The organism is Bacillota bacterium (genome assembly GCA_030705925.1).
Taxonomy (GTDB): domain Bacteria; phylum Bacillota; class Clostridia; order Oscillospirales; family Feifaniaceae; genus JAUZPM01.
Genome location: JAUZPM010000105.1, coordinates 1 through 4,628 on the forward strand (window position 1 = coordinate 1; position 4,628 = coordinate 4,628).

Annotated in this window: 5 protein-coding genes; 3 read left to right on the forward strand and 2 right to left on the reverse strand. The window is 42.6% G+C overall.

Features of this window, described 5'->3' with window-relative positions:
• A partial coding sequence (locus tag Q8865_11000) for a DUF4279 domain-containing protein (protein ID MDP4153945.1) occupies positions 1-312 on the forward strand: 312 nt, incomplete at its 5' end.
• A gap of 328 nt (positions 313-640) precedes the next feature.
• Here Q8865_11000 and Q8865_11005 read toward each other — a convergent pair.
• Entirely contained in the window at positions 641-1,411 is a 771-nt protein-coding gene (locus tag Q8865_11005; GenBank protein MDP4153946.1) for a methyltransferase domain-containing protein, read from the reverse strand.
• 89 nt (positions 1,412-1,500) lie between these two features.
• Here Q8865_11005 and Q8865_11010 point away from each other — a divergent pair, with 89 nt between their 5' ends.
• Positions 1,501-2,172, forward strand: a complete 672-nt coding sequence (locus tag Q8865_11010) for an HAD family phosphatase (protein ID MDP4153947.1) — start codon at positions 1,501-1,503, stop codon at positions 2,170-2,172.
• On the opposite strand, the gene Q8865_11015 is transcribed toward Q8865_11010, so the two are convergent.
• Positions 2,162-2,857, reverse strand: coding sequence for an aspartate/glutamate racemase family protein (locus tag Q8865_11015; GenBank protein MDP4153948.1), 696 nt, complete (start codon positions 2,855-2,857; stop codon positions 2,162-2,164). The two genes, Q8865_11010 and Q8865_11015, sit on opposite strands and share 11 nt — an antisense overlap.
• A 248-nt stretch (positions 2,858-3,105) precedes the next feature.
• On the opposite strand from Q8865_11015, the gene Q8865_11020 reads away from it, so the two are divergent.
• On the forward strand, positions 3,106-4,401 hold the full coding sequence (locus Q8865_11020; GenBank protein ID MDP4153949.1) for an ectonucleotide pyrophosphatase/phosphodiesterase: 1,296 nt from the start codon (positions 3,106-3,108) through the stop codon (positions 4,399-4,401).
• Positions 4,402-4,628: the final 227 nt, after the last annotated feature.

Consider the following 4,628-nt stretch of genomic DNA (forward strand, 5'->3'; position numbering starts at 1 on the left):
AAGCCCGATGACGAAGTCAGAAAAGGTGAAAAGATAGAAGATGATAAGGGCTTTTATGACAGGGATATGCTGCAATATGAAGTGCAGTTCGGTGACGACATAGAAATGACCGACGCTTTGGAAAAGCTGATTTTTAAGCTTTATCCGTTCAGAGGTTATATATCTGAAATTGCCTCAGAGTATGATATTAAACTGAGCGTTTTCATCGATTCATTTTCACATGAAATTTTCTTCACTCTCCCGAAAAATATCACGAAAGAATTAAAAGAGTTCAATATAGATTTTGAAATCATGCTCTATTCACCTCGTTAGGCTGATTTTAAGTCGTATCACCTATATGTAACCGCCTTTGCGATGCCCGTACTTTTTGACAGTCTGACAGACGCTCGAAAAATGACAGGCAGACGAGAACAGGCGCACGTCGCTGTATGCAGATACAGCAGGGCGCTTGTTCTGAAGTAAGCAAAAGTGCCCAGGTACTGGGGCTTTAGAGCAATTTTGCATTTACGAACCGTAACCTGAAGATCACGTTTAAAGACCTGATACTTCCATGTTGTGTTATCACCTATATGTAACCGCCTTTGCGGTGCCAGTACTTTTTCGACAATCTGAGACAGGCGCTAAAAACGCCTGTCTTTCTTTATTTCTGTGCTATAAAAAAGAATCTGGGGAACCTGAAGATGACCTTGCCGTTTTTCTGAAGAGGATATCTTTTCTTTATCGCTGATAATATATCCTTTTCAAATTCCAACTTTTTCTCACCGTCAAGCACGTTCAGATATGGTCTGAGTCCTGTCGAACTGTACCATTTATAGATGTCCTCATGTGACTGAAGCGTGTGGAAATATGTAGTGTTCCAAAGCGTGAACTGTGCTGATATTTCGGAAAGCAGATCGAAATATTTGCTTGGGGTAAGGTTAAAGAATATTTGCTTATGATCGAAACAGTCGTGCCACTTTTTGCTGGTTGTTACATCTCCGATTAGCTGGTGGATCGGCTCATCATAATTCATTGGGGTTTGCACCGCGAGTATGCCGCCCGGCTTCAAAATTGCCATCATATCACGGAGAAGCTTGTCATGATTTGGAATCCATTGTATGCAGGCGTTTGAAAACACGATGTCAAAATCGCTTCCAAGCGATCTTAAATCATTCTCAGCGTCGCAAATTTTAAAATCAAGGTTTGGATATTCGAGTTTAGAGGTTTCAATCATATTTTTCGAGCTGTCTATGCCAAGAATGTAAGCGTCATTAAATTTATTTTTTAATGCTGCTGTGCTGTTGCCGGGGCCGCAGCCAATGTCGACGATCTTCTGAGGATCTTTTATTAGTATCCGGTTCACAAGATCGACAGAAGGCTGTGTGCGTTCGTTTTCGAACATCAGGTATCTATTTGAGTCCCAGTCTGCCATTTTCGTCACTCCCTTTAAAAAATATTGTAAAAAAGATAAAAATAGTATAAACTTATTAAATACTAAAAATCTTGGAAAAGGGTGTCAACGTGAAAATAAATCTTGTCATTTTTGATATGGACGGGCTGATGTTCGATACTGAAAAGCTTTCATACGAGGGCTGGAGTCTCGGCTGTTCCAGATATGGGTATAAGCTCACTGATGATTTTTTCAAAACGCTTGTCGCATGCAATATGAAAGTCATAGAGCACAGGTTTTGTAAGCATTTCGGTGAGGACACGCCGTATAAACAAATCGAAAGCATTTGGGACGACTATATAGTGGATACGATCAAAGAAAAGGGCATACCTGTCAAAAAGGGGCTTTTAGAGCTTCTGGATTACTTAGATGAAAAAGGTATACATAAAGCTGTCGCCTCGTCGTCAGATCGGACGAGGGTGGAATTGTGCATCAAAAGCGCTAATATTATGGAAAGGTTCGACTGCATCATCTGCGGAAGCGATATAAAAAGAGGAAAGCCAGAGCCGGACATATTCCTTACAGCCGCCGAAAGGCTTAACTGCGCCGCGTCCGAATGCGCCGTGCTTGAGGATTCTGAAAACGGGATTTTAGCCGCAAGCAGGGCGGGGATGATGCCAATCATGGTTCCAGACCTTATACAGCCGTCGGATGAAACAAAAAAGCTCTATCACAAAAAATTAGATTCGCTTTTAGATGTTCGGGATTATTTTATGAAAATAAATGCGGCGCCTAATCCGTAAGTGCAAATTCAACGGCAGATTCAGCGTGTATCCTTGTGGTGTCGAATACCGGGATCGACACGTCTTCCTGCTTAATCAAAATCGGTATCTCTGTACATCCCAAAACTATGGCTTTTGCCCCTTTTGAGGCAAGGCCATTTATTATTTTAATGTACTCTTTTTTTGACTCTGCTTTGACTATCCCTTTGCACAATTCGCTGTATATAACGTCGTGGACTGTATTCCTTGCCTTTTCATCAGGTATCACGACGTCTATATCGAACTTATCTTTCAGCACTTTTTTATAAAAATCCTGCTCCATCGTAAACTTCGTTCCGAGCAGGCCGACTTTTTTTATTCCTTTTTCCGCAATCTTTTCACCTGCACACTCAGCGATGTGCAGCACTTTAAGTCCTGTAGATCTCTCAATATCATCAGCCATTTTGTGCATCGTATTGGTGCATATGACGATAAAATCAGCACCGCCGCATTTAAGCCTGTTTGCGGCATCGATCATAATGCCCGTAAGATCTTCCCATCTGTCTTCATGCTGTAATCTCTCGATTTGATCAAAATCGACGGAGTATAAAAGGCATTCCGCACTGTGAAAGCCGCCAAGCTTTTTTTTCACCGTTTCATTGATGATCTTATAATAATCAAGTGTCGATTCACAACTCATCCCGCCGATAAGTCCGATTTTTTTCATTGTCACCGCTCCATTTTTCTTAAACGTTTTTGTTATTATAATATATTTTTGGCTTCCTGTCTAATATTTGAAATGCCTAAGGAATAGTGTCAGACAAATTTAATTAATATAGTTGGAAAATATCGCGGATATTTATAAAAAAAAGTTTATTTCAACCATTCAGGTTGACATCGGGCAGATCCGGATATATCATTCTTTTGAATAATTTGGCGGAAAGTATATCCGCTTATATAAAAGGAGAGTTTTTAATGCCGGCAAAGAGACTTATTGTGATTTCGATGGACGCGATGGTCGGTGAAGACCTTGAATATCTTAAAGAGATGGACAATTTTAAGATGTTAATGCAAAATTGCGCCAGGATAAACAAGGTGCGCACGATCTATCCGTCCAATACATATCCGGTTCACGTCAGCATAATGACAGGCGCTTATCCGAACAAGACGGGAGTTACCGCAAATGAGGAATTTATCGTGGGCGAGCGCAGGCTGCCGTGGAACTGGTTTTCAAATGTCATCAAGACGCAGACCATATTCGACTATGCAAAAAAAGCAGGGCTTAAAACCGCATCGGTGTTCTGGCCTGTTACGGGCAACCTGAAAAGTGTTGATTATCTTGTTGACGAATACTGGAGTCAGGGGCCTGACGACAGTTTTGAGGATGTTTTCCGCCGCTCTGGCTCGTCTGAAGAGGTGATGAATAAAGCGGTGATACATAATCTGCCGCTTCTTGTTGAGAGAAAGCACCCCAAGGCTGACAGATTCGTATTTGCCTGTGCCTGCGATATGATAAAAGAGTTTAAACCTGATTTGCTTATGCTCCATCCGGCGAATGTCGACGGCGCGCGCCATGACACTGGGCTTTTCACCGAAAGCGTGACGGAATCGTTATGCTGGTGTGATAAGTGGCTGGGCGACATCATAAAGGCGACCAAGGACGCAGGCGTCTATGATGAAACGAATTTTGTCGTGCTGAGCGATCATGGACAGCTTGAAATAAGACGTATGGTCAAGCCAAATGTGATATTCCGTGAAAACGGACTTATAAGGACTGATAAAAACGGCAAGATCACCGATTGGGACGCTTATATGCTGGCAGGCGGGCTTTCGGCTTATATTTACCTTAAAGACCCGAGCAACAGAAAAGTTTATGATAAGGTCAAGAACTTGCTTTATACAATGAAAGATCAGGAGGTCTATGGCTTCAGCGAAGTCTTTACGACAGAGGAGATAAACGAAAAAGAGCATCTGAGCGGGGATTTTTCGTTCGTGCTTGAGACGGATGGCTATACTTCCTTCGGAAACGGCTGGCAAAGACCTTATGTCCGCGATACCAACCCCGGGGAATATCACTTCGCTCACGGTTCACACGGGCATCACCCGGATAAGGGGCCGCAGCCGATATTTTTGGCTATGGGTCCAGACTTTAAGGCAGGAGCGGAGCTTGAAAGAAGGCCGATAGTCGACGAGGCTCCGACCTTTGCGAAGATACTCGGATTTGATATGCCCACAGCAGACGGCAAGCCCCTTGTCGAGCTTTTAAAATAGGATATGGGAATATAAAAGGGTACTCTGTTACGAGTTCCCTTTTTTCATTGAGGCGGCGTCTTATGGAGATGGTGCCTAAGTGTTTTGTCTCATTTCATTCTGTTTTTATATATCTTTCTCATGACCGATCCGAGGTAAAGAGCGAAGGATACGCTTAGAATCAGCCCGACCGTATACTGCACAAAATCGCTTGGAGTTAGGCTTTTTACCGTTATAATAATAACGGC

Excerpts from the sequence above, each read along its gene's own strand:
- Q8865_11015 (MDP4153948.1), bottom strand. The coding sequence starts at position 2,857 with ATGAAAAAAATCGGACTTATCGGCGGGATGAGTTGTGAATCGACACTT.
- Q8865_11005 (MDP4153946.1), bottom strand. The coding sequence starts at position 1,411 with ATGGCAGACTGGGACTCAAATAGATACCTGATGTTCGAAAACGAACGC.
- Q8865_11020 (MDP4153949.1), top strand. The coding sequence starts at position 3,106 with ATGCCGGCAAAGAGACTTATTGTGATTTCGATGGACGCGATGGTCGGT.